At 63.3% G+C, this 24,686-nt stretch carries 25 protein-coding genes; 4 read left to right on the top strand and 21 right to left on the bottom strand.

Annotated features, from left to right (window positions below; genetic code table 11):
- Window positions 1-128: 128 nt before the first annotated feature.
- Window positions 129-455: a 2Fe-2S iron-sulfur cluster-binding protein gene (locus tag I2H31_RS01430; RefSeq protein WP_196291216.1), complete on the top strand. Its 327-nt coding sequence runs from the start codon at window positions 129-131 to the stop codon at window positions 453-455.
- Between the two features lie 224 nt (window positions 456-679).
- Here the strand turns inward: I2H31_RS01430 and I2H31_RS01425 are convergent, their stop codons facing one another.
- The 4 genes from I2H31_RS01425 to I2H31_RS01410 form a co-directional block, all read right to left on the bottom strand.
- Entirely contained in the window at window positions 680-934 is a 255-nt protein-coding gene (locus I2H31_RS01425) for an anti-sigma factor family protein (RefSeq protein ID WP_196291215.1), read from the bottom strand.
- 9 nt (window positions 935-943) lie between these two features.
- Window positions 944-1,522 carry a sigma-70 family RNA polymerase sigma factor gene (locus I2H31_RS01420; protein ID WP_196291214.1) on the bottom strand — a complete coding sequence of 193 codons (579 nt, stop codon included), beginning with the start codon at window positions 1,520-1,522 and terminating at the stop codon, window positions 944-946.
- A gap of 96 nt (window positions 1,523-1,618) precedes the next feature.
- On the bottom strand, window positions 1,619-2,380 hold the full coding sequence (locus I2H31_RS01415) for a DUF1223 domain-containing protein (protein WP_196291213.1): 762 nt from the start codon (window positions 2,378-2,380) through the stop codon (window positions 1,619-1,621).
- Between the two features lie 182 nt (window positions 2,381-2,562).
- Window positions 2,563-3,486: a DUF4440 domain-containing protein gene (locus tag I2H31_RS01410; RefSeq protein WP_196291212.1), complete on the bottom strand. Its 924-nt coding sequence runs from the start codon at window positions 3,484-3,486 to the stop codon at window positions 2,563-2,565.
- Window positions 3,487-3,688: 202 nt separating this feature from the next.
- Here I2H31_RS01410 and I2H31_RS01405 point away from each other — a divergent pair, with 202 nt between their 5' ends.
- On the top strand, window positions 3,689-4,192 hold the full coding sequence (locus I2H31_RS01405) for a KdsC family phosphatase (protein WP_196291211.1): 504 nt from the start codon (window positions 3,689-3,691) through the stop codon (window positions 4,190-4,192).
- Between the two features lie 74 nt (window positions 4,193-4,266).
- Here the strand turns inward: I2H31_RS01405 and I2H31_RS01400 are convergent, their stop codons facing one another.
- Entirely contained in the window at window positions 4,267-4,920 is a 654-nt protein-coding gene (locus I2H31_RS01400) for a LuxR C-terminal-related transcriptional regulator (RefSeq protein ID WP_196291210.1), read from the bottom strand.
- A 266-nt stretch (window positions 4,921-5,186) separates the two neighbouring features.
- On the opposite strand from I2H31_RS01400, the gene I2H31_RS01395 reads away from it, so the two are divergent.
- Complete coding sequence (locus I2H31_RS01395) at window positions 5,187-5,849, top strand: response regulator (protein WP_196291209.1); 663 nt, start codon at window positions 5,187-5,189, stop codon at window positions 5,847-5,849.
- A gap of 88 nt (window positions 5,850-5,937) precedes the next feature.
- Here I2H31_RS01395 and I2H31_RS01390 read toward each other — a convergent pair whose 3' ends face one another.
- Window positions 5,938-6,633, bottom strand: a complete 696-nt coding sequence (locus I2H31_RS01390) for a DUF1345 domain-containing protein (protein WP_196291208.1) — start codon at window positions 6,631-6,633, stop codon at window positions 5,938-5,940.
- A gap of 103 nt (window positions 6,634-6,736) precedes the next feature.
- Between I2H31_RS01390 and I2H31_RS01385 the strand changes: the two genes are divergently transcribed.
- Window positions 6,737-8,227: a nicotinate phosphoribosyltransferase gene (locus tag I2H31_RS01385; protein ID WP_196291207.1), complete on the top strand. Its 1,491-nt coding sequence runs from the start codon at window positions 6,737-6,739 to the stop codon at window positions 8,225-8,227.
- 22 nt (window positions 8,228-8,249) lie between these two features.
- Here the strand turns inward: I2H31_RS01385 and I2H31_RS01380 are convergent, their stop codons facing one another.
- The 15 genes from I2H31_RS01380 to I2H31_RS01310 form a co-directional block, all read right to left on the bottom strand.
- On the bottom strand, window positions 8,250-8,633 hold the full coding sequence (locus tag I2H31_RS01380; RefSeq protein ID WP_196291206.1) for a hypothetical protein: 384 nt from the start codon (window positions 8,631-8,633) through the stop codon (window positions 8,250-8,252).
- Between the two features lie 54 nt (window positions 8,634-8,687).
- A complete protein-coding gene (locus I2H31_RS01375; protein WP_196291205.1) occupies window positions 8,688-8,852 on the bottom strand; it encodes a hypothetical protein in 165 nt (54 codons plus the stop codon).
- Window positions 8,853-8,991: 139 nt separating this feature from the next.
- Entirely contained in the window at window positions 8,992-9,411 is a 420-nt protein-coding gene (locus I2H31_RS01370; protein WP_196291204.1) for a hypothetical protein, read from the bottom strand.
- A 293-nt stretch (window positions 9,412-9,704) separates the two neighbouring features.
- The gene (locus I2H31_RS01365) at window positions 9,705-10,880 is read right to left on the bottom strand and encodes an AIR synthase-related protein (protein ID WP_196291203.1); all 1,176 of its coding nucleotides are present in this window, start codon (window positions 10,878-10,880) and stop codon (window positions 9,705-9,707) included.
- 81 nt (window positions 10,881-10,961) lie between these two features.
- Window positions 10,962-12,464, bottom strand: coding sequence for an amidophosphoribosyltransferase (gene purF / locus I2H31_RS01360; RefSeq protein ID WP_196291202.1), 1,503 nt, complete (start codon window positions 12,462-12,464; stop codon window positions 10,962-10,964).
- Window positions 12,465-12,548: 84 nt separating this feature from the next.
- Window positions 12,549-13,232, bottom strand: a complete 684-nt coding sequence (gene purN / locus I2H31_RS01355; protein WP_196291201.1) for a phosphoribosylglycinamide formyltransferase — start codon at window positions 13,230-13,232, stop codon at window positions 12,549-12,551.
- 23 nt (window positions 13,233-13,255) lie between these two features.
- Window positions 13,256-14,545 carry a phosphoribosylamine--glycine ligase gene (gene purD / locus I2H31_RS01350; protein ID WP_317192157.1) on the bottom strand — a complete coding sequence of 430 codons (1,290 nt, stop codon included), beginning with the start codon at window positions 14,543-14,545 and terminating at the stop codon, window positions 13,256-13,258.
- Window positions 14,546-14,650: 105 nt separating this feature from the next.
- Window positions 14,651-16,069: a phosphoribosylaminoimidazolesuccinocarboxamide synthase gene (locus I2H31_RS01345; protein WP_196291200.1), complete on the bottom strand. Its 1,419-nt coding sequence runs from the start codon at window positions 16,067-16,069 to the stop codon at window positions 14,651-14,653.
- Between the two features lie 91 nt (window positions 16,070-16,160).
- Window positions 16,161-17,558 (bottom strand): phosphoribosylformylglycinamidine synthase subunit PurQ, encoded by a 1,398-nt coding sequence (locus I2H31_RS01340; RefSeq protein ID WP_196291199.1) that lies wholly within the window; start codon window positions 17,556-17,558, stop codon window positions 16,161-16,163.
- Between the two features lie 41 nt (window positions 17,559-17,599).
- The gene (locus I2H31_RS01335; protein WP_196291198.1) at window positions 17,600-20,650 is read right to left on the bottom strand and encodes a phosphoribosylformylglycinamidine synthase subunit PurL; all 3,051 of its coding nucleotides are present in this window, start codon (window positions 20,648-20,650) and stop codon (window positions 17,600-17,602) included.
- A 134-nt stretch (window positions 20,651-20,784) separates the two neighbouring features.
- Window positions 20,785-21,405 (bottom strand): orotate phosphoribosyltransferase, encoded by a 621-nt coding sequence (gene pyrE / locus I2H31_RS01330; RefSeq protein ID WP_196291197.1) that lies wholly within the window; start codon window positions 21,403-21,405, stop codon window positions 20,785-20,787.
- A gap of 12 nt (window positions 21,406-21,417) precedes the next feature.
- Window positions 21,418-21,753: a hypothetical protein gene (locus tag I2H31_RS01325; protein WP_196291196.1), complete on the bottom strand. Its 336-nt coding sequence runs from the start codon at window positions 21,751-21,753 to the stop codon at window positions 21,418-21,420.
- A 49-nt stretch (window positions 21,754-21,802) separates the two neighbouring features.
- Window positions 21,803-22,582 carry an orotidine-5'-phosphate decarboxylase gene (pyrF, locus tag I2H31_RS01320; protein WP_196291195.1) on the bottom strand — a complete coding sequence of 260 codons (780 nt, stop codon included), beginning with the start codon at window positions 22,580-22,582 and terminating at the stop codon, window positions 21,803-21,805.
- A 48-nt stretch (window positions 22,583-22,630) separates the two neighbouring features.
- Window positions 22,631-23,440, bottom strand: coding sequence for a dihydroorotate dehydrogenase (locus I2H31_RS01315; RefSeq protein WP_196291194.1), 810 nt, complete (start codon window positions 23,438-23,440; stop codon window positions 22,631-22,633).
- A 132-nt stretch (window positions 23,441-23,572) separates the two neighbouring features.
- On the bottom strand, window positions 23,573-24,610 hold the full coding sequence (locus I2H31_RS01310) for an amino acid--tRNA ligase-related protein (protein WP_196291193.1): 1,038 nt from the start codon (window positions 24,608-24,610) through the stop codon (window positions 23,573-23,575).
- Between the last annotated feature and the right edge of the window lie 76 nt (window positions 24,611-24,686).

Below are 24,686 nucleotides of genomic sequence, written 5' to 3'. Positions count from 1 at the left end.
CTTGAAGACGAGTCATGCCGAGCGCAGCGAAGCATCTTTACCGTGGTGGTAAATAATATACACCACGGTAAAGATGCTTCGCTGCGCTCGGCATGACGTTCTTTTGTGCTTAATAACCCAATCCACTTATGCAAGAAGACATCCGCATCTACGTTGAAGAAGCGCCGGGCCAGCGCCGCGAAATCATGGCGCCCACCGACATGGGCCTGAGTCTGATGGAGCTGCTGAAAGCCAGCGGCTACGACATCATGGCCACCTGCGGGGGCATGGCCCTCTGCGCCACCTGCCACGTGGAAGTGCTGGCCGGCCCCGCCCTGCCCGAGCCCGAAGACGCCGAGCTCGACATGCTCGAAACGCTGCCCGTGGTGCACCTGGGCTCGCGCCTGAGCTGCCAGATTCGCCTCACCCCCCGCACCGACGGGCTGGTGGTGCGCCTGGCGCCCACTGGCGCGTAAAAGGCTGCTGGCGCCAAGTCACCACCTGTCATTGCGAGCGCAGCGCGGCACCCGAAGGACAGCGTAGCTAATCCGTCCTGTTCTCAGCGACCAGACCTAAGATTGTGACAAAGCCCAAACAAAGGCCCGGCACTACGCAGTGCCGGGCCTTTCTGATTAATAATGACGTGTCTGGTGTCGTGAAGATGAGTTGCCACGGCCTACGGCTTCGCAATGACAAACACCTACCCAGCGGCACTCAGGCGCTGGCGCATCCGCTCCTTGGCCGCTGCCGACAGCTTGGCGCCGGAGCTGGCCCGGCTGGCGGCGGCGCTGCGGGCCCACTCCGCGATGAGCACCGTTTGCCGGGCGTAGCGCTTGCAGTAAGGGCAGTAGCGCAGGTGCAGCCACAGGCTGGCCCGCGCGCCCGTGGGCAGCGCATCGTCGGCCTGCTTTTCCAGCAGCAGCGTAGCGTTTTGGCAGGTAATAATTCGTAGCATAACCAGTGGTTAATTCTTGCCCAGGCCGTGTTTTTCGAGGCAACGGCGCAGCTGCAGCTTGGCCCGGTGCACGATAACCCAGTAGTTGGCAGAACTCAGGCCGAGCTCCTGACATATTTCTTCGGCAGATAATTCCTCAATAAACCGCAGCGCAAACACGGCTTCCTGCTGCGGCGGCAGGCGCTGCTGGCAGCGCTGCAGGATGTCGTGCAGCTCCTGCTGCTCCAGCGCGGCGTCGGCGTTGAGCCAGCTGGCGGGCGCCTGCGGGCCGGTCCAGTGGCCGTTGGCGGGCGCAAAAAAATCGGCTTCCGTGGCGCCGCCTTCGCTGAGCTCGTCGAGGCTGACCTGCGTGGCGCGGGCCTGACGGCGGTAATGGTCGATGATTTTGCGCCGCAGGATGACGAATAGCCACGTCCGCTCCGACGCTTCGGCCCGAAATGTGGCCAAGCCGTCGAGGGCGCTCAGGAAGGTTTCCTGCACCAGCTCTTCGGCCACGTCGGCGTCGCTCACGCGGCTGCGGGCAAAGCTGAAAAGCTCGTCGCCGTAGCGCTCGGGCCACTGCGCGGGAACGGGGGTGGGTGGAGTCATGAAAAGCAGCAAGGAGCCGGGCCCGGCTCGTTCCGCAAGATTACGCCAGCCGCTGGGAACACCACGCTTTCGGCGCTGCTGCAACGCGCGGCCCGGCTACGGTACCGGGGCGGCCGCCACGCCCACAATGCGCCGCGAAGCCGTTTCCTGCACCAGGGCCACGGCCCGCAGGTTTGGCCGTTGCCAGGCCGCTGCAACCGCCAGCTCCGTGGTGGCGCTAAAAGTACCATCGGCCTGCACCCGGCCCAGGGGGATGAGCCGCCGCACCACGGCCGCGTGCCGCAGCAGTTGCCCGGAGTTCTCGCCCCGTCCCACTTGCGACGACAGCCCGCGCTCGGTGATGGCCAGCAGCACCTCCGCTGCGGGCGTACCGGCGGGCAAGCTGCGCACTTCTACGCTGGCCCGGCCTTCCCGTACGGCCACGCTTAGGGCCGCTTGCGGGGCTTGGGCGGCCCGGGCCACGGTGGCGGCCAGTTCGCCGGTGCGGCTGCCCACAAATTCGTAGCGGCCGTTCACCACGGCCTGCGGCGTGTAGGAGCCGGTGCCGAAGCTCTGGGCGTATTGGCGCTGGCGCTCAGTGTAAACCGGCGACGAAAAGACGTCCTTCCAGCCCAGCCGATTCCAGTAGTCGACGTGTTCGCCGAGGGCAATGACCTCAACACCGGGCACGGCCTGGGCGGCTTCCAGCTCGCGTAGGGCCGCATCGGCGCTGGGGCAACTGGAGCAGCCTTCGGAAGTAAACAACTCCACCACTACCGGCACCCGGCTGGCCGCTTTGGGCCCGGCCGTACTCGGCGCGGGAACCCACGCCGCGCAAAGGCCCGCCAGCAGCAGGGCCAGAAATACATAGAGTTTCATGAGTAGGAGGCAAAGGAGCGACTGGGCCCGGCACTATTGCCAATGCCCTGTGCTGGACGCGGCCGCGACAATGGCCTTACACCGGCCGGCTCCTCGGGACCAAACAAGAAACCAACGCACAGCAAAAAGCCCTCGCGGCAACTGCGGCGAGGGCTTCTGGGGTTACTGCTATGCCTGCCTGCTTACTCCACGCGCTTCACGGGGGCCTGGCCGGCGGCGCCGCTCACGCTTTGGGGCGTGGGAACGGGCGAAGCGGCCGCGTTGGCCGAGGGGGTGAGGTTGAAGATTTCCAGCACCACGCGCCAGCCGGCCGCGGCCTCGCGCCGCCAGATGCGCAGGTAGCTGCCGTTTTCTTCGGGGTTTTTGGCGCCGGCACTGGCGCGGTGCAGGGTGCCCACCACGTAGCCCAGGTCGCCGGCGGCGGCGAGGTAGCCGGTGGTGGCCTTAAATTCGTAGGGGCGGTCGAGGGTTTTCATGTTGGCCGCGGCGGCCGCGCCCTGCATCATCGAGAGGCCGGGGCGGTAGAGGCGGGCCTCGGCGCTGAGGAATTCTCCATAGGTTTCGCCGGGCTTTAGCTGCTCGGCGGTAGCGAATTTGCGGTCCACGTCGAGCACGATGTTGGCCGGCGCGGTGCTGGGCGTGGCCTGCGCGGCAAACAAGTGCGGCTGCAGGATGAAGGCCGCCCGGGCCGGGGCCGTGCCAATGCGCTCAATGCCCATGTCGGCCACAAATTTCCAGCCGCCTTCGGGCTGCTTGCGCCACACCGTCACGTACTCGCCGGCGGTTTGGGGCTTTTCGTTTTGCAGCATCGTCCAGGGGCCGGTGGTGTAGGCCAGCTCGCCCGACTGGGCCACGTCCACCAGCGAAGGGTACCACGTGAGGCGGGTGCCCGGCTTAGAAGGCTGGGCCCGCCAGTAGTCCTGGGCGTTCACGAGCTTGCCGCCATCGGCCACCAGGGCCGTAGGGGCGCTGTTGGCCACAAAAGCCGCGGCCGTGCCCGCTTGTTTTATCTGGGCCACAAACGCGTCTTCGGCGGCCACTACGGCATCGTAAGTCGACTGGCTGGCGACCTGGCCGAAGGAAGTAAACGGCAGCAAAAGCGCCATAAAAGTGTATTTAGTATACCGATTCTTCATAGGATGCAAACAAAAATGATTCTAGCGGGTATTCTCGGCGCTAAGGTACACTTTCCGGGATAATTATAATTGCAGTGCAATTCTGATTCCCACGTTCCTGCCGTTCTTGCGGCCGCAACGCGTGGTTTCGCCCGTTTCGGCTTCCCCTCACTTTATTTCCTGCCTTGCTTTTATGAAACTAGCCGACCTCACTGCCAGCGCCCGGCGCGTCCGCCTCGTGCTCACCGACTGCGACGGCGTGCTCACCGACGGCGGCGTGTACTACTCCGAGCGCGGCGAAGAAATGAAGCGCTTCAACATCCGCGACGGCATGGGCGTGGAGCGCCTGCGCCACCACGGCATTGCCACGGGCATCGTCACGGGCGAAGTCTCGCCCTCGGTGCGCACCCGCGCCGCCAAGCTGCGCATCGAGGAGCTGCACCTGGGCATCAAGGACAAGCCCGCCTGCCTGCGCGAAATCATGGCCCGCACCGGGCTGGCCGCCGACGAGATTGCCTTCATCGGCGACGACACCAACGACCTCGAAATCCTGGGCATGGTGGGCTTTTCGGCCTGCCCTGGCGATGCTACTTCCTTTGCCCGCGCGGCGGCCCATTTCCACTGCCAAACCGCCGGCGGCCACGGCTGCTTCCGCGAGCTGGCCGAGTTCATCATTGCCGCACAGAGCGGCGAATGAGTGAAAAAGCCCGTCATGCAGCGCGCAGCGAAGCATGACGGGCTTTTTGTTTCCTATATCCTCCTACCCTCTCATCATTCCGGCAACAGGCCCTGGCTGGCAGCCAGCCGGATGAGGGCGGCCGTGTTCTTGGCCTGGGTCTTGTCCATGATGTTTTGGCGGTGGGTTTCGACGGTGCGCTTGCTGGTGAAGAGCTTCAGCGCGATTTCGGCGTTGGTGAGGCCCTCGGCCACCAGGCCCAGCACTTCCAGCTCGCGCTTGCTCAGGCCCAGGGCCAGGCGGGCGGCCGCGGCGTCGGGCACCGGGCCTGCCGTGCGCAGGCGGCCCAGCAGCGCCAGCCCAATGGCCACGCACAGAAACGGCCGCCCGCCGGCCACGGTGCTCAGGCCGTGCGCCAGCTCGCCGGGCTGGGCGTTTTTCAGGAGGTAGCCGTGGGCGCCGAGGTCGAACGCCCGGGCCACGTACTGCTCGTTGGTGAAATCGCCGCGCGCCAGCACGCGCAGCCGGGGGTACTGGTCGCGCAAGGCCGGCAGCAGCGCAAAGGCGTCGGGCCCGGGCAGGGCCAGGTCGAGCAGCACGGCGGTGGGCGCGGCCGGGCCCAACTGCGCCAGCAGGTCGTCGCCGTGGCCGGCCTCGCCCACTATTTCTATGCCGGCCATCCCTGCCAACTCCTGGCGCAGCGCCGCGCGGGTGGGAGCGTGGCCGTCGGAGAGCAATAGGCGAATCATAGAAAGGAAACGGGGCAAACGGGAGTGCCGAAGTTACCCGATTGCGAAACGGCAGGCAAAAAAAACTGGCTTTTAGCACCCCGAAAATACAGGCCGGGCCAAGCTGAACCCTAAAAATGGCCGCAAAAGCCGTATAAATCCCTTGAAAAAACGGGGGGAAACGCGCCGAAAGGGTAGAAATACGTAGCCCCTTTTCCCGTATATGGGACTCGCCCCAACTTTGCGGCCATCCCTCCTTTTCGATACGCCTTCTAACCTTCCCCGCTATGACTCGCATTCTGCTTGCCGACGACCACACCATCTTGCGCGACGGCATCCGGGCGCTGCTTTCCGCCGATGCCGACCTGGACGTGGTGGGCGAGGCCAGCAACGGCGCCGAGTTGCTGGCCATGCTCGAAACCACCCCCGCCGACGTGGTGCTGATGGACGTGCAAATGCCCGTCATGGACGGTTTTGCCACCATGCCCGAGCTGCGCCGCCGCTTCCCCGACGTGCACGTGCTGGTGCTCACTATGCTCGACCACGAAAACTACGTGGTGCGCATGCTGGAAGCCGGCGCCTTGGGCTACGTGCTCAAAAACGCGGCCATCAGCGAAATCACCTACGCCATCCGGACGGTGGCGGCCGGCAACCCGTTTCTGTGCACCGAAATTGGCCTGAACATGCTCTACAAGGCCGTGGCCAGCTCGGCCGGCACCCCCACCCCTTCCGACGACGGCAGCTCGCCCTCCGGCGCCGACCTCACCGCCCGCGAGCTGGAAGTGCTCAAGCTCATCGCCGAAGGCCTCACCAACGGCGAAATTGCCGACAAGCTTTTCACCAGCAAGCGCACCATCGAAACCCACCGCCAGAACATCATCGCCAAAACCCAGGCCAAGAACACGGCCGCCCTCATCAAGCTCGCCGTGGGCCGGGGGCTGATTTCGTAATTATGAATGATAAATTATGAGTTACGAATTGAAAAGCCGGGGCCTTTAGGAGCCTGTTTCAATTCATAACTCATAATTTATAATTCCCCTACAGCAGTCCACCGATGGCGCTGATGCTGAGGGCCACGATGGCGGTGTTGAAGCCGAAGGACAAGAGGGCGTGCAGCAGGGCGGTGCGGCGCTGCCGCCGGCCGGGAATGGTGACGTCGGCCGTTTGGGCGGCCATGCCGATGGTGAAGGCGAAATAGGCGAAGTCCAGATAGTCGGGCTCGGGGTCCTGGCCGGGAAACTCCAGGCCACCGGTGTCGCCGCCGGCATCGTCGTCGGTGTCGTAAAAAATGTGGGCGTAGCGCAGCGTGAAGATGGTGTGCACCAGCAGCCACGACTCGAACACGGCCGCCATGCTCAGCAGCACGTGCTGCGAGAACCCGCCCGTGCTCAGGCCTTTGGTGGTGCTGAGCAGGGCCACCACGCCCAGCAGGCTGGCCACGGCGGCCACCAGCACGAAGATGAAGGCCACCGCCCGGCTGGGGTCTTCGTCGTTGGCCACTTCGCGGATGCGGGCGGCGTTGGCGGTGAAAATGGCCGCCGCGATGAGCAGCAGCGTCACGGCCGCGAAGGCATCCCAGGCCGCCACCCACTGGCTGACGTGGCGGGGGCTGGCCGGCGTGCAGGTCCAGGCCAGCGCACCCAGGGCCACGCCGGTCAGCAGCCGGTAGCGCGCCGAGATGCGGCCCACGCGGTGCACCAGACGAAAAAGAGCGGAAGAGGAAGGCGTTGGCACGGCACAAAGTACGGCCGCGGCGCCCGGCCGGCCGAAACTTTTGCCCCGGCTGTTGCTTCCTTTGCGGGGCCAGCGGCTGCTGGCGCCTTATCCGCCTTAGCTTATGAATGCAGCGCCCCTTTCCGGCCTCTACGCGCCCTCGCTCGCCCTCGTCACCGATTTGTACCAGCTCACCATGGCCTACGGCTACTGGCAGCAGGGCATGCAGGACCGCGAGGCCGTGTTTCACCTGTACTTCCGCAAAGCGCCGTTCCAGGGCGGCTACGCGGTGGCGGCGGGCCTGGCCCTGGCCGTGGATTGGGTCGAAAACCTGCATTTCTCCGACGATGACCTCGCCTACCTCGGCAGCCTGCGCGGCAGCAAGGGCGGCGCCCTGTTCCCAACGGAGTTCCTGGATTACCTGCGCCAGCTGAAATTTACCTGCGACATCGACGCCGTGCCCGAAGGCACCGTGGTGTTCGGCAACGAGCCGCTGATTCGGGTGCGCGGGCCGCTTTTGCAGGCCCAGCTGCTGGAAACGGCCCTGCTTACGCTCGTTAATTTTCAGACGCTCATTGCCACCAAGGCGGCCCGCATTCGGGAAGCGGCCGGGCCGACGGACCAGATTCTGGAGTTTGGCCTGCGCCGGGCCCAGGGCTTCGACGGGGGCCTGGGGGCCAGCCGGGCGGCTTTTTTGGGCGGGGCCGATGCGACGAGCAACGTGCTGGCGGGGCAGCGCTACGGCATTCCGGTGCGCGGCACGCACGCGCATAGCTGGGTGATGTCGTTTGAGGACGAGGTGGCGGCGTTTGGGGCCTACGCGAAGGCGTTTCCCGACGACTCGGTGTTTCTGGTGGATACGTATGACACGCTGGACGGCGTGCGGCAGGCCATCAAAGTGGCCCGCGAGATGCGTGCCAACAGCCACGAGCTGGCCGGCATCCGGCTCGATTCGGGCGACCTGGCCTACCTGAGCCGGGAGGCCCGGGCGGTGCTGGACGAGGCCGGCTTCACGGCAACGCGCATCGTGGCCAGCAACGATTTGGAGGAAAACCTCATCACCAGCCTCAAGCAGCAGGGCGCCCGCATCGACACCTGGGGCGTGGGCACGCAGCTCATCACGGCCTACAACCAGGCGGCGTTGGGGGGAGTGTACAAGCTGGCCGCGCTGCGCAAGGCCGACGACTCGGGCTGGGATTTCACCATCAAGCTCTCGGAGCAAGTGGCCAAAACCAGCGTGCCGGGCATCCTGCAGGTGCGCCGCTACCTGAACGAGCACGGCAAGCCCCGCGCCGACATGCTCTACAACACCGCCGCGCCCCTCCCCGACCAGCTCACCATCATCGACCCGGCCGACATCACGCGCCGCCTCGCCATCCGCCCCGAAACGACGTTCCGCGAGCTGCTGGAGCCGGTATTCCGCGCCGGCCAGCGCGTGCGGGAGCTGCCCACGCTGGCCGACAGCCGCGCCCACGCCCAGCGCGAAGTGCAAAGCCTCGACCCCAGCATCCGGCGCTTCCTCAACCCCCACACCTACCCCGTGGGCCTCGAGAAAGACCTGTTCGACTACCGCACGCAGCTCATTCTGGAGAAGAAGCCGGTGCGCGGGGCGTAAGACGGTTGCCAGTAAAAACTTATTACAACGAACGACCCCCACCGTTGTCGGTGGGGGTCGTTTTCTTTTGATACACAATCGTGCGTTTTGTTCTTTCTATATCAATGTTATAATTCGGCAAAGCCAGTTGCCGACAGTAGAGTTGGTATCGATGCTCTACCGAATATTCCTGACTGATAAAGTGCTCAACTATTTCCGGCTTTATTTCCTCGAAAAACTTACGCTTAACGGCAAATATTATCTTCCATAAATGGGTTTTAACGGCTGCGGGCAGATGGTCGAAATTGCCAGGAACCACGCTGTCGGGGCCAAAAAGAGAAAAATCACTTTGATAAATTCGTTTCCCTTCGTAGGTCGTTGTGTTGATTCGGTATTCCTGCACCAACGCCCCTAGCTCAGGATGCAAGTCGCTGATATCATATTCTAATATTCCTCCGTCCAGTCATTGGTTATTATTCTGTCACTTTCCAACATTTTTAGTGGTGTTTAATTCCTTTATGCGCTCTGCCGCAGTCTGCCCGGTCAAACGGTCTAATTCGGCGTAGCGGGCGGTAAGCGCCGCAGAAGCGGCCTTTCGGCGAGCTTCGCTGAGAACTTTTGCGTCTTTTTTATTGAGCGTATCCATAGTGATTATTCGACAACATAGGGCGATGAAAGGTTCTACGCCCTCGGTTCCGCAAGGCATAGGAAAGACATCCAACAAGCAAACTTGTTCATCGAATGTACGTGCTATTGTCGGCACAGTACCCAAGTAGCAGCTACGCTTATACCGGCCGCGCCGGCGGCCCCTCGCCCCGCCCGATGGCCAGCAGCCAGTCCTCGCCCCAGCGGGTGAGGCGGTACACCCGACGCGGGCCCTCGTAGGCCCAACGGAGCAGGCCGGCGGCCACCAGCCCGGCGGTGGCCCGGCCGCCCGCTACGCGCTCGATGTTGGCGGCATCGGCTAGGTTGCGGGCCGTGAGGGCTTCGTGCACGAGGAAGCAGTAAAGCATCCGGGCCTGCACGGTTCGGCCGCGCTGGTTGCGGCCCGGCACCAGGGGGGGCAGCGCCGCCAGCAGGCGCTGCATCACCTGCTCCGGCGCATAGGGGTCGAGGGCGGGTAGCGGGGGCTGGTCGCGGCGGGCAATGCGTTCGGCTAGGCCATCGAGCAAGGGCGTGGCAGTGGGTGTTGGGACGGAGTTCATGCACGGCAAGGCCCGTGAGGCGGGCCAGGCCACTAAACTACGTCACAAACACTGGCCAGCTGTGCCATATCCGCAGCCGGATGTGCCAGTAGTATAGCCGTATGGACACAAACACCACCGCGTTGTACCTATTTCTGCACCGGTGTGCGCCATTTCACGCAGTGACTGTTCCAATTGTCACAGCCACTTGAGCCATAACGCATACGTGCTGCGCCATAAACTACTGCCGGTTGCGCCATAACCGTTGGTGGTTGTACCATATTCGGCAGTCGATGTTCTGGTTCCACTCGCGGCTACGCATACCGCAGCTCCCCCGCGCCCACGCGCAGCGTCACGCCGGGCTCGGCGGTGAGGCGGCCCGCTACCTGCGCCCGGTAGCCGCTGGCTTGCAGCGCGGCCACCACGGCGGCGGCGCGGGCTTCTTCGGTCACGAGGAGCATGCCGGTGCCCATGTTCCAGTAGAGGTAGGCCGTTTCGGCGTCGATGCCGCCGATTTCCATCAGGCGCTGCATGGCGGGCAGGGGCTCAAACAGGTTGTCGAGCACCGCGCCGAGGCCGTTTTTGAGTACCCGCTTGAAGTTGTCGGCCACGCCGCCGCCGGTGATGTGGGCGGCACCGTGCAACGGCAAGCCGGCATCGAGCAGGGCCGCTACGCCGGGCGAATAGATGAGCGAAGGCGCCAGCAGGGCGTCGCCCCAGGTTTTGGGTGAGTCAGGAGTTAAGAGTTGAGAGTTAAGAGTTGAATCTGTGGCTGCGGCGGTTTCAGCAGCATCAACTCTTAACTCTTCACTCTTAGCTCCTAACTCAAACGGCGCCTCGTGCCAGTTGTCGCCGAAGAGGCGGGTGAGGGTTTTGCGGGCCAGCGAGTAGCCGTTGGAGCGGAACGAGGGCGACTGCAGCGCCACCACGGCCATGCCGGCCCGGGCGGTGTGCCCGCTCAGGGGGCGCGCCAGGCTGGGGTGCAGGCTGCCGATGGCCGTGGAGCACCAGTTGAAGTTCATGGCCGCGCCGGGCCAGCCGCCGATGCGGTTGCCGAGCTCCGCGATTTCGCCGCCGGTGATGGCAATTTGGGCAAAGTTGCAGGCGTCGTGCAGGCCGCGCATCATCTGGTCCACCACGTCGTAGTCGAGGTGGTTCACGTCGATGATGTTGGAGAGGTTGGTGGGCACGAAGCCGGCCACGATGAGGTCGTCGGCGGTCATGGCCACCAGGTCGAAGCCCAGGGTGTCGTAGCGGCCGGTGCGCTCGGCCACCTCAATCTTGGTCCCGATGCCGTCGGAGCTGATGCCGAGGCGGGCGTTGCCGAAGCGGATTTCGTTGGCAAAGCCGCCGTCGAGGTCCGGGGCGGCTTCGCCGGGCTTGCCGGCGCGGTTGGCGAAGGTTTTTTTGGCCCAGCCGTAGGCGTTGCGGGAAGCGGCGTTGCCTTCTTCGATGGAGTAGCTGGCGGGGTTTTCGGGGGAAGCGGACATGGTGGTGCGTTGGCGAGAAGAAAAAAGAACGTCATGCAGCGCGCAGCGAAGCATGACGTTCGGGTGTTTATGGGAAATGAATTAGTGCTCCGTGGGTGCGGGTGCCTTGGCGCTCACCGACTGGGTTTTCTTGTCTTTGCCGCTGCGGTGGCTGGCGCGCTCCTCCTGCACGTGGCGCAGGTAGTGGGTCACGTCGCCGGTGGGGTACCGGCCCGAGAAGCAGGCGAAGCAACTGCCGCCGTGGCCTTTTTCTTCGGCGAAAAGCTCCTGCAAGTCCTCCAAATCCTGATAAATGACTTTGTCGGCTTCAATGTAGCGGCAGATTTCGTCCTCCGTGTAGTTGGCCGCAATCAGCTCGGTGCTCATGGCCATGTCGATGCCGTAGATGCAGGGCGACACGATGGGCGGCGCGCTGCTGATGAAGTACACCTCCGCAGCGCCGGCGTCGCGTAGCAGGCGCACGATGCGGCGCGAGGTGGTGCCGCGCACGATGCTGTCGTCGACCACGGCCACCTTTTTGCCTTCCACAAACTCGCGAATGGGGTTCAGCTTTTTCTTCACCACGTCCTCGCGCCCGGCCTGCGTGGCCACGATGAAGGAACGACCCATGTGGTTGTTCTTCACCAGGGCCCGGCGGTAGGGCACGCCAATTGCCTCGGCCAGACCGGAGGCGGCGAAGTAGCCGCTGCTGGGCACGTCAATCACCATGTCGGGCCGCAGGCCGGCGTTGGCCACTTTGCGGGCCAGCACCTTGCCCAGGCGCACCCGCTCGCGGGCCACCAGCCGCCCGTGAATCACGGAATCTTCGCGGGCGAAGTAAATCTGCTCGAAGGCGCAGAAGGCTTTCGGCAGCGCGTAAGGGTTCTTGAAGTGAACCTGAAAATCGTTGTCAATGAACACAGCTTGGCCCGGCCCTACGTTTTTCACGAACTCAAAGCCCAGAAAGTCAAAGCACGTGCTTTCCGACGCAAACGCGTAAATAGGGCCGGCCTCCGTGTCGCGGCGGCCCAGCACCAGGGGCCGGATGCCGAGGCGGTCGGTGAAAGCCAGCAGGCCGTGGCCGGCAATGAGCGTGATGGTGGCGTAGGCCCCTTCTACCAACTCCTGGGTGGTTTCGACGGCGTCGAAAATGTCGACCACGGAGAGGTGGTCGAGGTCTTTCACGCGCAGCTCCGAGGCGAAGGTGTACATGATGAGTTCCAGGTCGTTGGTGGTTTTGGGCAGCACGTGGTACTGGTCGTGCAGGCGCTTGGCCACGTCGCGGAAGTTGATGACGTTGCCGTTGTGCACCATCGCCAGGCCAAACGGGTAGCTCGTGGTGAAGGGCTGGGCCAGGTTGGAGTCGTTGGCGCCCTGGGTGGTGTAGCGCACGTGGCCGATGCCGCTGTGGCCCTTGAGCTTCTTCACCTGCTTCTTCTTGAACACGTCGTTCACCAGCCCCTGCCCCTTGTGCAAGTGGAAAGCGGAGCCGTCGAAGGTGGCGATGCCCGCTGCGTCCTGCCCGCGGTGCTGCAGGGCGGTGAGGCCCACCACCATGTCGGCCACTACATCGTCAGGACCGTGAAAACCTACTATTCCGCACATATCAAATGGGGTTATTTCTGGTCAATTAAGAACGTCATGTCGAGCGCAGCCGAGACATCTCGCGCGCGTCGTCTAACGATTGATTTACTTCGGCACGCGGGATGTCTCGGCTGCGCTCGACATGACGTTCTGTTGGCTTTTGATTAATTCGGCCAGCGTTTGGGCATACAGCTCATGCTCCACGGCCAGGCCGCGGCGCTCCACTTCCGCCAGCGTATCAACTCCGCACAAATCCACGGTTTGCTGGGCGAGAATGGGACCCGTGTCGAGGCCTTCGTCAACCAGATGAACGGTGATTTTGGTTTCGGACAGCTGGTTTTCAAAGGCCCACTCATAGGCATGCAAACCTTGGTGCTGATGAGTGTCAGCGGGGTGAATATTGAGAATGCGGCCCGCAAACGGCTGAATGAAAGCCGGCGAGAGAATGCGCATGTAGCCCGCCAGCACTACGAAATCGGGCCGATACTGCTGAAGCAACTGGGCAGCTTCGGCATCGAAAGCTTCCCGCTTGCGGCCCTGGCTGGGCAACGAGGCCACGGGGCAACCCTGCTCCGCCGCGAAGGCCAAGCCGGGCGCATCGGGCTTGTTGCTGAACACAACCACCACTTCGGCCAGGTCTTTCAGCACGCCGGTTTTGGTGGCTTCTACCAGCGCCAGCATGTTGGAGCCCCGGCCCGACAGCAGGATGGCCAGCCGTGCTTTCCTTTCCTCCGCGCCCTCTGAAAAGGGCGCCAGCCGGAATTGCTCAAAGGAGGCGAGGAGCTTCATCAGTTTCAGTTGGGCTTCTGGTCTCAATTTACAACGGCAGCGGTTAGCACGGGCTCCGGGCGCTGGGCAATGTCCGGGCGGAAGTAGGCGCCCTCGAACGTGACGCGGGCGCAGGCTTCGTAGGCGCGGGCGGTGGCTTCCTCCAGGTCGTGGCCGTAGGCGGAGAGTACGAGGACGCGGCCGCCGTTGGTCACCAGTTCGCCGGCCTCGTTGCGCCGGGTGGCGCCGTGGAAGGCGCGCACGCCGGTGGGCAGGTTGTCGAGGCCGGTGATGGGGAATCCGGTGGGGAATTTCGGGGCCGGGTAGCCGCCCGAGGCCAACACCACGCCCACAAACGCGCCGGGCCGCTGCACCACGCCTTGCTTGGAAAGGGTGCCGTTGAGGGTGGCCTCAATCAGCGTGAGCAGGCTGCTGTCGAGGGCAGGCAGCAGGACTTCGGCTTCGGGGTCGCCAAGGCGCACGTTGTATTCCAGCAGCTTGGGGCCGGTGGGCGTGAGCATGATGCCGAAGTACAGGAAGCCCCGGAACTCGAACTGCTCATTTTGCAGGCCGCGCAGGGTAGGGTCCACGATGTCGCGGCGGATGGCGGCCAGCACGTTGGCATCGGCGAAGGGCACGGGGCAGTAGGCGCCCATGCCGCCGGTGTTGGGGCCCTGGTCGCCAGCCAGCAGCTGCTTGTGGTCCTGCGAAGTAGCCAACAGGCGAATAACATGGCCATCGGTGAGGCCGATGATGCTGATTTCGGGACCGGTCAGCTTCTCTTCCAGCAGGAAGGAAAACCAGCCCGAATAGCTCGTTTGCAGGTCGTCGAAAGCCGCTTCCGCTTCTTCCGGCGACGAGCACACATACACGCCTTTGCCAGCGGCCAGGCCGTCGTATTTCACCACTACGTGCCCACCTAGCTCGGCCGCTTTGGCGCGGGCGGCGGCAATGTTGTCGCTCCGGAACGGCCAGGCCTGCGCGGTAGCCACGCCGTGGCGGCGCATGAATTCCTTGCTCCACACCTTCGAGCTTTCCAGCCGCGCCGCCGAGCGGGTCGGGCCAAAAACCTGGATATTGGAACCGGCAAAAAAGTCGGTGATGCCAGCCGCCAGCGGCGCTTCGGGCCCCACCACAATCAGCTTGGAATCGTGGGCTTGCGCGAAGGCGCGCACCGCCTCAAAATCCAGCGGATTGACCTCGGGGTGGCTGTTGGGGATGCCGGCGTTGCCGGGCAGCACGTGCACCGTGGCCCCGTCGCGGGTCAGCTTTTCGGCCAGGGCGTGCTCGCGCGCGCCGGAACCGAGGAGGAGAAGGGTTTTGGAGTCAGTCACATTTTCAGAATGCAGAGACGCAACATGTTGCATCTCGTCGTTGAACATCGTCCTTGCACGGTGCGGTACCGCTCGTGCAACGACGAGACGCAAAATATTGCGTCTCTACAACACTTTGAACTCCTCGTCGGCCGCGCGCAGTTTGGCTTTGGTGGCGAGGATGTCTTTGCTCAGGCGTTCGCGCAGGCGGGGGATGTTCAGGGCGCGCAGGGCGGCCTGGGCGGCGTTGTCGGGGCGCACCACGGTCAGGTTGGGCGTGCCGCTGGGCATGATAACAGACGAGTTCAGGTTCATGGCCAGTTCGGCGTAGTCCTTGTAGGGCGGGCACGAAATCACGGGCACGTTCACGTTGGCCGCTAAGGCGCCGCCGAGGCCGTTGCTCAGGCCGGCCACGGCGATGATGACGCCGGGCTCGATGCTGTTGTTCCAGATTTCGGCCATGCCAGCGATGGCTTCGCCATTCTTATGGGCCGAGGTCACGCGCAGTTGGGTGAAGATGTCGTAGCCCTCAAACTGCTGGCGGATTTTCTCGCAGTGCTCCTTATCGGCGGGCGAACCCATCACGATGTTCACCCAGGCGTCCTTAATGAGGCCGGCCCGAACGAGGTTGGCCAGCATGCGGGCGCGGGCGTCCTGGCGGCCGGTGTGGGGCGCGTCGGCGCCATGGGTATCGGCGGTGGGCAGGGGTTCGCCCACGATGCGCTCGTAGATGTCGAGGTACCGGCGGCTGGCTTCGGCGGTCACTTCGGGCGTGAGGGCGCGGAGGTATTTGCCATCCTGCTTGTTGGCAATGAGCCACTGGCGGACGTACTCCTTGTCCATCTGCTCAGCCGTCTCAGGATTCTTGGCGTAGTCGTCGGCGCTCCAGAAACGCGACGAATCCGGCGTGTGCATCTCGTCGATGAGAATCAGCTGGCCGTTCAGCAAGCCGAACTCATACTTGGTGTCCACCAGAATAATGCCCTTTTCGGCCAGCAGGCGCGAGCCCACGGCAAACAGCATCTGCGACTTCACGGCCATCTGGTCGTACAACTCCTTGGTCACCCAGCCTTCGCTCACCAGGTTTTCGGGCGTGATTTCACGGTCCGATTCCTCCTTGGTGGTCGGCGTCACGATGGCCTGCGGGAACGCCTGGTTTTTGGTCAGTCCATCGGGCACGGTCACGCCCGAGAAGGTGCGCTGGCCGGCCTGGTAGCCGCGCCACATGGAGCCCGTCAGGTACTGGCGCACAATCATTTCCACCTTGATGGGCTCGGCTTCCTTCACCAGCATGGCGTTGGCGTCGATGAGCTTGATGACGTGGTTGGGGATGATGTGGGCCGTCTTTTCAAACCAGAAATTCGCCAGGCCGTTCAGCACCGCGCCTTTGTGAGGGATGGCCGTTTCGAGCACGCTGTCGAATGCCGAGAGGCGGTCGGTCACGATGATGAGGCGGTCGCCGGAGGGCGCGCGCAGGCTGTCGCGTACTTTGCCGCGGTGCAGCAGGGGGAGTTGGGGAGAAGCGAAGTGGGTGAGGGTGTTCATGAGGTCGTTCTGGCGTTTTGCCTCACCCCCCGGCCCCCTCTCCGGGGAGAGGGGGAGCCGAGGCGGCGCTGCGTCAAGTTGGTTGTTGGACTTACTTGGTTAAAGCGGTTTTGATTTGTTGCAGGACGGTGGGGAGTGCGTTCAGCACTTCTTCATTGGAGAATTTAATGAGTCGGTAGCCTAGCTTCTCTAATTCGATGGCACGGCCAGCATCGTAAGCGGCTTGTTCCGTTTCGAGGTGGATGTCACCGTCCACTTCCACGATTAATTGGTGGTCAGGGCTGAAAAAGTCGACGATGAATGGCCCAATCGTGTGCTGACGACGAAACTTGACGTCTGCTAGCTGCCGGTCACGAACGGCCTGCCACAAAGTATCCTCCGCCTCAGTCGAATTGTGGCGCATGTGGCGCCCAAAGGGCTTCAGCTTTTCCTCCCAATTCTTTCGGTCAGCTGTTAAGCGGCCATCTTTCCCCACTATAGAATCTTCATTTCCATAGTTCCCAACCGGTTCTTCAACCAAAAGCAAATCGTTCGGCTCCCCCTCTCCCCCGGAGAGGGGGCCGGGGGGTGAGGCAACCGGAGCCGCGCCGTCTGCCTTACGTTGAGCGATGTGCGCCACAATGTTTTTGAAGATTTGCAGGCCCTCCCCTTCCTCACTCGCCTCCGGATTCAGCCGCCGACGGCGGGCCCAATCCGGATGGTTGTAGGCCGCCAAAAAGGCCTCGGGGTGCGGCATGAGGCCGAACACCTGCCCAGTGGGGTCGGTAAGGCCGGCGCAGTTCAGGTCGGCGCCGTTAGGGTTGAGGGGGTATTCGCTGGTGCCGTCGCCGTTGGCGTCGATGTAGCTCAGGCAGTTGAGGCCGGCGGCTTCGATGGCGGCGCGGGTGGCATCGTCGGGCACCACGAGGCGGCCTTCGCCGTGGCGCACGGGCACCTCCAGCTTGTCGATGCCTTTGAGAAAGGGCGTGCGGGCGGCGGGGTTTACGCGGAGCGTCACCCACCGGTCTTCGTAGCGGCCGCTGGCGTTGTGGGTCAGCGTTACTTCGGGCGTCACGTCGCCGCCCAGGTTGGGCAGCAACCCCAGCTTTACCAGCACCTGGAAGCCGTTGCAGATGCCCAGCACAAACTTGCCATCGGCGATAAACTGCTTGATGTCGTCGAGCAGCGTGCGGCCGTCGGCGCTGGTTTGGCGGTAGCGCAGCTTGTTGGCCAGCACCACGCCCGAGCCGAGGTCGTCGCCGAAGGAGAAGCCACCGGGGAAGTTCAGCACGTCGAAATTGTGGATGCTCACCTGCCCGTGCAGTACCTGGTTGAGGTGCACAATGGTGGCTTCCGCGCCGGCCAAGCGGTAGGCGGCGGCAAATTCTTCTTCGCAGTTGATGCCGAAGCCGGTCAGAATCAGCGCCCGCACCGTGCCATGCGACACCGACGCGTCGTCTTGTGCCTCCGATTGAACTTTATGTGCTCCTTGAGCCGCGTCTTGTACCATCTCAAAAGTCTTTTGGGCCAATGGAAAAAGGTCTTGTGCTTTTAGAGCGAATTGGAATGGCTGAGGTTATCACTCGACACCACGCCAAGCAGGTGATTTACAGACCCGTTGGTCCAGGCGGCGCGCAGAGCGGCGGTATTAGCTGAAATAACCACTTTGCCCGCGTGGCGCACGGTCAGTTCACCATCCGCCGTCACGATGCCAAAGCGCGTGGCGCGGCTGCCGAGCAGCTGTTCAAACGCCACCACATCTTCCGGCGCTACCGTGGCCAGGAAGCGGGAGTGTGATTCCGAGAACAGCTGCGTGGCGAGCGGCAGGCCCGTTTCGGGCAGCTCCACCACCGCGCCGCAGCCGTAGCCGAAGGTGGTTTCGGCCAGCGCCACGGCGAGGCCGCCGTCGCTCAGGTCGTGGCAGGACTGAATGAGGCTTTGGTCGTTGGCTTGGCCAATGAGGGTGTAGAGCGCCTTGGCTTTTTCGAAATCAACCTTGGGCACATTAGCTCCGAGTTCGCCGAACAGCGCGTAGAACTCGGAGCCGCCCAGCTCGTCGTAGGTTTCGCCGAGGAGGTATACCACGTCGTCGGCCTGCTTGAAGTCGGAGGTGATGGCGCGGCGCACGTCTTCCATTTTGGCCGTCATCGAGTAGAGCACGGTGGGGGGCACCGAAATCTTCACGCCGTTGGCCTTGAAGTCGTTTTTCATCGAGTCCTTGCCGCTGGTGAGCGGGATGCAGTAGGCGGCGGTGGCGTCGCGCAGGGCCTCGCACATGCGCACCAGCTTGGCCAGTTTCTGCTTGCCATCGGGATTACTGGTGGGGTCGTACACCGAATCGGGCACGCAGAAGTTGTCGTTCACCGACCAGAAAATCCCGTCGCCGGGCGTCAGGTTCGGCAGCTTCCCTCCCACCGCAATAATCTGGCGCACGGCCTCGTCAAACGAGCCGGCCGACATATCGTAAGCGTCCAAATCGCCGTAGCGCGGGATGATGCCGTTGCTCACGGCCACGCCTTCCCAGTTCTCGAAATTGAAGCGCACCACGGCCGCGTCCTGCGGGGCCTGGCCCGTCGCGCCCATCAAGGGCTTCACAATCGTGCGGCCTTTCACCTCGTGGTCGTACTGGCGAATAACGGACTCCCGCGAGCAGATATTGAGCGAGCCCAGCAGCTGCGTCAGCGTCTCGGTGTAGTCGGTTTGGGCTGGGATTGCCGGCTCGGCGGCGGCGGGTTTGGTCCACTCCGCTTCCAAGGTTTTGCGGGGCACGCCCTCGTGCAAAAACTCCATATTCAGGCGGGCCACCGGCGCACCATCGAAACGCACGTCCAGGAAACCATCGGCGGTGAAGTAACCGATATCGGTCAGCTCCACTTCCATTTCCTGTCCCAGCGCCGTAATTTCGGCCATTTTGCCGGGCTCCACCACCAGCGTAAACCGCTCCTGCGACTCACTCACGAAAATCTCCCAAGGCCGCAGGCCGGGGTATTTCAACGGCACGCGCTCCAGTTCCACCACCGCGCCGCCGGAAATGCCCGCCAGCTCGCCCACGGACGACGAGAGGCCACCCGCGCCGTTGTCGGTGCTGCATTTCAGGAGGCCACGGCGGGCCGCCAGCAGCAGGAAATCCATCGCCAGCTTTTGCGTGATGGGCGAGCCGATTTGCACGGCCGTGGCGGGCGCGGTTTCGTCCAGCTCGATGCTCGAAAATGTGGCGCCGTGGATGCCGTCCTTGCCCACCCGGCCGCCGGCCATGATGATGCGGTCACCAGCGTCAATCTTCTTTTCCCACGAGTCCAAGCCCGCGAATTGCATGGGCATTACCGCGCCGGTGCCGCAGTACACCAGCGGCTTGCCCGCGTACCGGTCATCGAACACGATGGCGCCGTTCACCGTCGGCACGCCTGACTTATTGCCGCCGTCCTCAATGCCCTTGCGCACGCCTTCCAGAATGCGGCGCGGGTGCAGCTGCCCGGTCAGCAGCTGCCCGTCAAACTCGGGGTTGCCGAAGCACAGCACGTTGGTGTTGAACAGCAGCCGCGCGCCGCCGATGCCGGTGGCCAAAGGGTCGCGGTTGTTGCCCAAAATGCCCGTGATGGCCCCACCGTAGGGGTCGATGGCCGAGGGCGAGTTGTGCGTTTCCACCTTCCACACGAACAGCGAATCGGGGTTGATACGCACCGCGCCGGCATTGTCCGAAAACACCTTAATCAACCAGTCGTTGCCGTTGGCGCGCAGCTGCCGGTCCACTTCCGATGTGGCGTTTTTGATGTAGGTTTTGAAGAGCGAATCAATCTGCTTTTCCTCGCCCGTCTCGGTGTCTTTGTAGTTGATAACGGCCGCAAATTCCTTGTGCTTGCAGTGCTCCGACCACGTCTGGGCAATGATTTCCAGTTCGCAATCCGTGGGGTCAACGGGCAGGCCCGCGGCCTTCCGCTCCATTTGCGTTTCCGTGGCGGCGAAGTAGTCGCGCACGGCCCGCATTTCTTCCAGGTTCAGCGCATAAACGTTGTCTTTCGACAATTGCAGCAGTTCTGCGTCACTCAGGCCAGTCAGCGAAATAACTTCGGTAATGGCTTCGGCACCGCCACCGGGACGCGGCGTGTAGTCACGGATACCATCGGCCACGCGGCCCACTTCCAGCCAGTTGATGAGCTTGTTGCCGAGCAATTCCTCCGCAATGCGGCGCAGGTCCGTCTCGGGCAGGTCGTTTTCGAGCAGGTAGAGCTTCTTGCTGAAAATATGCTGGGTGTGCACGTCCAGCGGCTCGTTCAGGATATCGGCGAGGGCGTTTTGGGCGGAGGTGCCTTCGTCGTCGGTCACGCCGGGGCGGCGGGCTACCAGGATGTAGGTGGCGTAGCCGGCGGCGCCAGTCAGCTCGTTCAGGCGCACGTCGTGCAGCACCGGGTCAGCGAGGCAGCGGGTGGCGAAGTCGCTCAGCTGAGTATCGGTGAGCGGGTAGCGCACCGTGTAGAGGGCGGCGCTGCGCACGCGGCCGGTGCGCAGGCCCAGGTGGCGGGCGGCGGCTTCGGCCACGCGCTGGCCGTCGCCGTCGTGCTGGCCGAGTTTCAGCGTGAGCTGGATGGTGTGGGTATCGGTCATCTAGAACTCAGAATTCAGAACTTAGAACTTAGACTTTGAGGAGTAGCTGCCTAGAAGATAGCCGGGAAACCGATGCGAATGCCGCCGTTGTCCCGTGCTGTCTATGTTCTAAGCTCTAACCTCTATCCTCTCCACTAAAACGCTTTTTCAGGCCGGCTGCCGGGCTTCACCACCGGCACGCCGGCGGCGCACAGGGGGCAGCTCTCGGGCGCAAAGGTCGCCGCTTGCACCGAAAGGAGTGCAAAATGCGGAAAATCAAGGCCGCCTTTTCCGCCGGTGCGGTCAATCAGCGAAGCCACGGCCAAGACCTCGGCGCCCATTTCGCGCAGCACGCGGGCTACCTCCAGCGTGCTCTTGCCTGTAGTCACCACGTCTTCGGCGATGATGACTTTTTCGCCCGGCGCAATGGTGAAGCCCCGGCGCAGAGTCATCTGCCCATCGGCGTCGCGCTCGGTGAAGATGCCGGGCACACCCAGTTGCCGGGCCAGCTCGTAGCCAATTACCACGCCGCCCATGGCAGGGCCTACCACCACGTCGGGTTGCAAGTCGGCGGCCTGAATCTGGCCGGCCAATGCGGCCGCGGCCGGCGCTGCCAAATCGGGGCGACGCAGGAAGCGGGCGCACTGCACGTAGGTATCAGAGTGCAGGCCCGACGATAGCCGGAAGTGCCCGCGCAACAAGGCATCTTCCTGCCGCAGTTGCTGCTCCAGCAGTTCGGCGTCGAGGGCAATGGAGGAAAGTGTTTCTTGAGTCATGTCAGGCATCTTCTAATCTTCTCCTTCGGTTGAAATCTTTATTGGTTCTAAGCCGATATTTAAGCCCAACAGCAAGTCGATTTCCTCAGAATCGGCCGCGACTACTAGCAACTGATAGTCTTGTCTTTCAGCAGCTGTTGCCATCTGTATTGTTTCAATTCTGGAAATCTTAATAGAAATAGCAAAAGACGAATTCATTGAAATTTGAGCGAACCACTGCTCATGCATCTCTCCTTCCTCCAAGGTACCAATGATGTAAAACTCATTTCTCCGCCTTATCGCGAAGCTGTCGATTGCTTGGAACCGACCGCGAATCGGAGAAACCATTGGCACTTCAGAATCAGGCATCTTACAGAGAATCTAAAACGCAAAAAGCCGCGGTGAAGCGGCTTTCTGGTCAGGCATGTTGGGGGCTCGTTACGGCCCGGTATTGGTTGATTTCTTCTTGCAATTCGCGGGCTGCCGCGCCGGCGTCTTTCGCCTGCCAGATGCCCCGCGAGGAATTTATCAGCAGGCCGCTGCCGTCTTTGCGGAGGCCGGCGCGGAGTGTAGCGGATAGGTCGCCGCCCTGCGCGCCGATGCCTGGCACCAGGAACCATTGTTCCGGGCAGGCGGCGCGGAGCTTGGCCACGGTGGCTGGCTCGGTGGCGCCCACCACGAGGCCCACGGTGGAGTCGGTCAATTCTTCGTCCATCAGGCGGGCCAGGCGGGCGGCCCAGTCGCTAATGGAGCCGCCGCGCGTCATGGCTGCGTCTTGCAGGCCGTGCATGGGTTTGTTGGAGGTTTTAGCCAAGGAGAAAACCACTTTGCCGGGCCGCGCGAAGGGCCGGATAGTGTCGTCGCCCATGTAGGGGTTCACGGTCACGCCGTCGGCGCCCACGATGTCGTAGGCGAAGCGGGCGTACTGCTCGGCGGTGTTGGCGATGTCGCCGAATTTGCCGTCCAGAATCACGGGAATGTCCGTGGGGATGCTGCGCACTGTTTGTTGGAGCAGGGCCACTCCGTTTTCACGGCTCAGAAAGAACGCCAGATTGGGTTTGAAGGCCGCGGCGTAGGCGGCGGTTTCGGTAATTACTTCGTGGATGCGCTGGGCCACGGCGGCATCGTCGCCCGTGGGGTCGAGCCCCACACACAGCAGGGAATTGACGGTTTGAACACGGGTGAGAAGCTTTTGCATGACGGCGTGGTCGGTTGTGGGAATTTTGGAAGGAAGGGTATAGCGTAGTTATCGGGTTGCGGGGGCCAGGTTCGCCACCTCGGCCGCCAGCCGCGCCGTGAGGCCCGGCGACAGCCATTCGCCGCTGGCCACTTGCACGGCCTGGGCACCCACGCGCAGGTAGTCCTGCACGTCGCGCAGGGTAAAAATGCCGCCCGTTCCGAAAATGGGCAGCTGCAGCTTGTCGTCGTTGGCCAGCTCCCACACGCAGCGCAGGGCCAGCGGCCGCAGCGCCTCGCCGGAAAGGCCGCCCACCAGCGGCGCATCGTTCGGGTTGGCCGGCAGGTGCAACACTTTCAGGGTATTGGTGGCGGCCAGCGCGGTGGCACCACCATCCTGCGCACCCAGGGCCAGGCCCCGAATGTGGTCGGGCCACGGCGGCAGCTTCACTATCACGGCGGCCTCGTCGCGCAGCTCGTTGCGCACGGCTTCGGTGGCTTCACGCACGTAGCGGGCCGTAATGTCGGGCCCGGCGCCGGAATGCGGGGCGGTGATGTACACTTCCAACCCGGCCAGTTGCTCGCCGGCTTCGCGCTGCAGGTAGCGCGCAATCTTGCGGAAGCCCGGTACGCCCGGCGCGGTCACGCTCACAAACACCGGCACGCCGAACCGACGCAGCCGCGGCAGGTGCTCCTGCACCAGCCCTTCGGCGCCTTCGGTGCGGATGTCGGTGCGGTTGAGCAGGGTTTGGTCGGCCACTTGCAGGATGCCTTCGTCGCCGGGCAGGCCCGGGCGGGGCTCCATGGTCACGGTTTTGGTGAAAATCGCGCCCAGGTGCTCGCAGCCGTCCCCGGCGAGGTCCCAGGGAGCGGTGGCCAAGCACACGGAATTTTGTAACGTAATGGCGCCGAGTTTCATAGCTTTTCTTCGGTATCAGAAACGAACTATCACCCGCACCGGGCCCAAACCAGGTGCGGGTGACGCTCGGCTGGCGCACCAGCAATCGGTTCCTTAAATTACGTTGTCGCGGTTAATCAGGAAGGGCACGCACTCGCGGATGTCGGTCTGGCCGAGGATGAACTGGGCCACGCGGGCCATGCCCACTCCCGCGCCCGAGTGCAGCTTCACGTCGTGCTCCTCGTGGAAGCTCAGGTACCACTCAAAGTCCTCCAGCTTCATGCCTTGGCGGATGAGGCCCTCCAGCATGGAGCTCTTCTGCAGCTTCTCGCGCAGCTTGGCGCCGTCGAACTCGCGCTCGGCCGAACCAGCCGACTCACCCGACAGGGGCAGCAGCAGGTCGGAGGAGTTCACCACGCGGGGGTCGTCGTCGTTGGTGCGCATGTTGAAGAACTTGATTTCTTCGGGGTAGTGCGTCACGAACATCGGGCCCATCAGCTCGGTCAGGCGGCCTTCGTGCGTAGCGCCCAGGTCGTCGCCGAACACCAGCTCGGGGAAGCCGTTTTCTTTCAGCAGTTCCACGGCGGCTTCGTAGGTCATGCGCTTGAAGGTGAGGTCCAGCAGCTCCGAAGCGTCGCGGCCGAACAGGGCCAGCTCCTTGGCGCACTTGGTGGCCACTTCGTTGGCGGCGGTGCGCACGATGCCGGCCAGGTGGCCCAGCAGCTCGTCGAGGTCGCCGAGGTGCTCGATTTCAAACAGCGTGAACTGCGCCAGGCGGCGGTTGTCGGCGTTCAGCTCCTTGCGGAAGCTCTGGATTTCGCCGCACACGCGGCCGCCTTCCACGGCCTGGGTCAGCATCTCGATGTAGAGCTGGTTCGACTGGGGCAGGAACATCTTCTTGCCGTCGTACCAGTCCAGCGTGAACAGGGTGTCCGTGTTTTCGCAAGCGCCCGTCACGCCCACAATGTGCGGCATGTTGTGGATGGTCACGAAGCCTTCCTGCTCGCAGTATTTGCGGGCGCCGCGCATCATGGCATCCCATACCTTGATGACGGCCATGCGCTTGGGGTCGGTGCTCAGGTTGCGGTTTTGCACCTTGGCGGAAGTGAGGGTGGCCGCGGCCACGGTCGGGGTGAGGGTGTTGGTGTCCATGGTGTGGTTGATGATTGGGGGTAATGGAGGTTAAAAAAGTTGGAACCGAAAGGGCAAGGCGCGGCCCGGCCCCGAA

Origin of the sequence: Hymenobacter ruricola, from assembly GCF_015694525.1 — a bacterium.
Classification (GTDB): Bacteria; Bacteroidota; Bacteroidia; order Cytophagales; family Hymenobacteraceae; genus Hymenobacter; species Hymenobacter ruricola.
The sequence above is the reverse complement of the archived record's forward strand: the minus strand, read 5'-3'. Positions and strand labels throughout refer to the sequence as shown.

Coding starts and splice junctions, on each gene's coding strand:
- I2H31_RS01400 (WP_196291210.1), bottom strand. CDS start 4,920: ATGATTCGCCTATTGCTCTCCGACGGCCACGCTCCCACCCGCGCGGCG.
- I2H31_RS01310 (WP_196291193.1), bottom strand. CDS start 24,610: ATGGACACCAACACCCTCACCCCGACCGTGGCCGCGGCCACCCTCACT.
- I2H31_RS01420 (WP_196291214.1), bottom strand. CDS start 1,522: ATGACTCCACCCACCCCCGTTCCCGCGCAGTGGCCCGAGCGCTACGGC.
- I2H31_RS01365 (WP_196291203.1), bottom strand. CDS start 10,880: ATGTCCGCTTCCCCCGAAAACCCCGCCAGCTACTCCATCGAAGAAGGC.
- I2H31_RS01395 (WP_196291209.1), top strand. CDS start 5,187: ATGACTCGCATTCTGCTTGCCGACGACCACACCATCTTGCGCGACGGC.
- I2H31_RS01335 (WP_196291198.1), bottom strand. CDS start 20,650: ATGACCGATACCCACACCATCCAGCTCACGCTGAAACTCGGCCAGCAC.
- I2H31_RS01375 (WP_196291205.1), bottom strand. CDS start 8,852: ATGGATACGCTCAATAAAAAAGACGCAAAAGTTCTCAGCGAAGCTCGC.
- I2H31_RS01340 (WP_196291199.1), bottom strand. CDS start 17,558: ATGGTACAAGACGCGGCTCAAGGAGCACATAAAGTTCAATCGGAGGCA.
- I2H31_RS01425 (WP_196291215.1), bottom strand. CDS start 934: ATGCTACGAATTATTACCTGCCAAAACGCTACGCTGCTGCTGGAAAAG.
- I2H31_RS01385 (WP_196291207.1), top strand. CDS start 6,737: ATGAATGCAGCGCCCCTTTCCGGCCTCTACGCGCCCTCGCTCGCCCTC.
- purF (WP_196291202.1), bottom strand. CDS start 12,464: ATGTGCGGAATAGTAGGTTTTCACGGTCCTGACGATGTAGTGGCCGAC.
- I2H31_RS01345 (WP_196291200.1), bottom strand. CDS start 16,069: ATGAACACCCTCACCCACTTCGCTTCTCCCCAACTCCCCCTGCTGCAC.
- pyrF (WP_196291195.1), bottom strand. CDS start 22,582: ATGCAAAAGCTTCTCACCCGTGTTCAAACCGTCAATTCCCTGCTGTGT.
- I2H31_RS01325 (WP_196291196.1), bottom strand. CDS start 21,753: ATGCCTGATTCTGAAGTGCCAATGGTTTCTCCGATTCGCGGTCGGTTC.
- I2H31_RS01370 (WP_196291204.1), bottom strand. CDS start 9,411: ATGAACTCCGTCCCAACACCCACTGCCACGCCCTTGCTCGATGGCCTA.
- pyrE (WP_196291197.1), bottom strand. CDS start 21,405: ATGACTCAAGAAACACTTTCCTCCATTGCCCTCGACGCCGAACTGCTG.
- I2H31_RS01410 (WP_196291212.1), bottom strand. CDS start 3,486: ATGGCGCTTTTGCTGCCGTTTACTTCCTTCGGCCAGGTCGCCAGCCAG.
- I2H31_RS01415 (WP_196291213.1), bottom strand. CDS start 2,380: ATGAAACTCTATGTATTTCTGGCCCTGCTGCTGGCGGGCCTTTGCGCG.
- purN (WP_196291201.1), bottom strand. CDS start 13,232: ATGAAGCTCCTCGCCTCCTTTGAGCAATTCCGGCTGGCGCCCTTTTCA.
- I2H31_RS01405 (WP_196291211.1), top strand. CDS start 3,689: ATGAAACTAGCCGACCTCACTGCCAGCGCCCGGCGCGTCCGCCTCGTG.
- I2H31_RS01430 (WP_196291216.1), top strand. CDS start 129: ATGCAAGAAGACATCCGCATCTACGTTGAAGAAGCGCCGGGCCAGCGC.